The organism is Psychromonas sp. Urea-02u-13, assembly GCF_002835995.1.
Classification (GTDB): domain Bacteria; phylum Pseudomonadota; class Gammaproteobacteria; order Enterobacterales; family Psychromonadaceae; genus Psychromonas.
In genome coordinates this window covers 1-2,160 of sequence record NZ_PJBZ01000177.1, presented here as the reverse complement: position 1 = coordinate 2,160, position 2,160 = coordinate 1, and the positions used below count along the sequence as shown (strand labels likewise).

The window sequence follows — 2,160 nt, the reverse complement described above, 5'->3', positions numbered from 1 at the left end:
GATGAAAACGCGGTCGAAGTTGGTTTTGCAGGCCTTTATGATACGGTTCTTTCTTACATGGCCAGTCAATTATTTAAGTCTGCCAATAATAAATTACAGCAAACTGCACATAAATATGCCAATAAAGTATTACATTTAGCAGCTGCCGAAGAGCATCGGAAAGATTTTCCGTTACATAATATCAAAGCCTCAAAATCTAAAGGGGGGGAAGAGTACTATCTTCCTGGAGTACATTCTGATGTGGGGGGCAGTTACAATAAAGCAGATGAAGGAAAAATAAAAAAAGAAACTGATCCTGCAAAAAAAGAAGCTCTTTTAGTATTTAGGAATAAAGAGGAATTAACTATTAACCAAGGACAGTTGTGGGAGATGGAGGCTGATAAACAGTGGCTAGACACTCAAGGGTGGTATAAAGGTAAAAAAGATAATCGAACTGTATCGATGATTAAAAGTGATGCCAAAGCGACGATTAAAGAGCTTGAAAAGAAAAGAAAATTTAAGCTAGAACTTCGCGATGGTGATTTTACGATTAATTTGTATTTTCATCCTCGTCAGTCAAATAGCTACGATCCGAGTGTTTATTTTGCCTATGCAACGTTATCTGTTTCTAGGGTTGATATTCACAGTGCGTTTTCAAGCATTCCTTTAAAGGTAATGGCGGATTATGTCAAAAATGAACCTAAGTTGATGATCAAAAAAGAATTGGAAGATAGAGCTAACTCCGTTATTGATGTTTCTAATCTAGGCGATTTAGAGAAGAAGGTTTTAGGGTATATAGGTAAAAAACCAGCTAATTCAAAAGCGGAGGATTGGATTGGGGAAGGTGAAGAATTAAACAATTTTTTAAAAAACTATCGTAATAAACATTTAAATTTTTCGGCCAGTAAAGGGCCGGGATATGCACCTAAAATAGAAGACGGTAAAAGGACGAGGTTTATTTATGATGCGTAATTTATTGAGACCCCTTTTTATAGGATTAGCAACAGTATTAACACTAGGATGCAGTATGAATAACGAACCGAAATTTACTTGGGAAGCACAAAAAAATGGACCGAAGGGGTTTCCTGTTAAAATTATAAATGCAATATTGCTTTTCAAAGGTGAGGATCGAGGTTTACCTGTGCCAACAGGGCCATCAGATGGGAAATGGGGGGATGGGTTTGCCAATCATCCAGAAATTGAGTATCAGTTACCCGACCGTTTAAGCATCAGTTTTTATTCCTATTTTGAAAACCAAGTTTATACCGATGTATTTGATTTGCCTTACGATAAAATGGTGAAGTTATTCCAATGGGGCGTTGAAAATCCTTTCAAGCGGTTGAAGTTTCAACTTCCACAATATAGCCGTTTTGTTGTTGGGGTTGCTCCAGGTGGTACTGTTGCGGTTTGGATTGCAGGTCCGGGAGAACAACACGAAGTACTATTTGCTCAAGCAGAAAAAGGTGAAACTAATTTAAGCAGTGTGTTTATGGTTCCCTTTCCATCAGAGGAAGAAGCAGAAGCATTTCGTTTGAAAGTACTTAAAGGTGATGTTGGGGAGGAGCGCTATAACAAGATACAAAATGAAGGTCTCCCGTATGATACATGGGCTCGTTATCGTAAGCCTTATCAATGGGTCATTGAGTCATTTGATCAGGTAGTATTAACGGATCATTTTGCAACACTAATTGATGGTACTCGAAGTAATATTCAATTTGACTATTCGAAAGTGAATGAATCTGCAATCCCTTCTTATATTGATTTTTATTATGGCCCTAAACTCTATGATGTTCTTTTAGATGATTATGAAACGATTGCTGCTTTTGAAGAATTGCAGGCAATTGAAGGATTAAAACCAGAAGATCGGTTAATTCATATTGAAATGATGCCAAGGTTTCCAAAGAAAAATAGTACTGTTCGTTTATATAATGCTAAACATTCGATAGAACTTAAAAAAGCTATTTTTAGTGATTAGAATAAAATAACTATGTCCTCTAAAAGCCTTAATTCTAGCTGTTAAGGCTTTTTTGTTAGTCATTCCCGAAAAGGGTAATTGGATACCTCATAAACCTTCCATTGTTTTTAAGCTTCAACAGTATCTAATCGGGGACACCCAAAGACTTAGCCATAGTAACTAGTTGTTTTTATTAGTTTCAAAGTTTGGGTGTCCCATCTTTCTTC

At 36.5% G+C, this 2,160-nt stretch carries 2 protein-coding genes; both read left to right on the top strand.

Annotation, left to right across the window (positions count from 1 at the left end):
* On the top strand, positions 1-951 hold a 951-nt coding region (locus tag CXF74_RS21140), incomplete at its 5' end, for a phospholipase effector Tle1 domain-containing protein (protein WP_198552951.1).
* Positions 952-1,006: 55 nt separating this feature from the next.
* On the top strand, positions 1,007-1,954 hold the full coding sequence (locus CXF74_RS21135; RefSeq protein ID WP_157822511.1) for a DUF2931 family protein: 948 nt from the start codon (positions 1,007-1,009) through the stop codon (positions 1,952-1,954).
* Positions 1,955-2,160: the final 206 nt, after the last annotated feature.

Excerpts from the sequence above, each read along its gene's own strand:
- CXF74_RS21135 (WP_157822511.1), top strand. The coding sequence starts at position 1,007 with ATGAATAACGAACCGAAATTTACTTGGGAAGCACAAAAAAATGGACCG.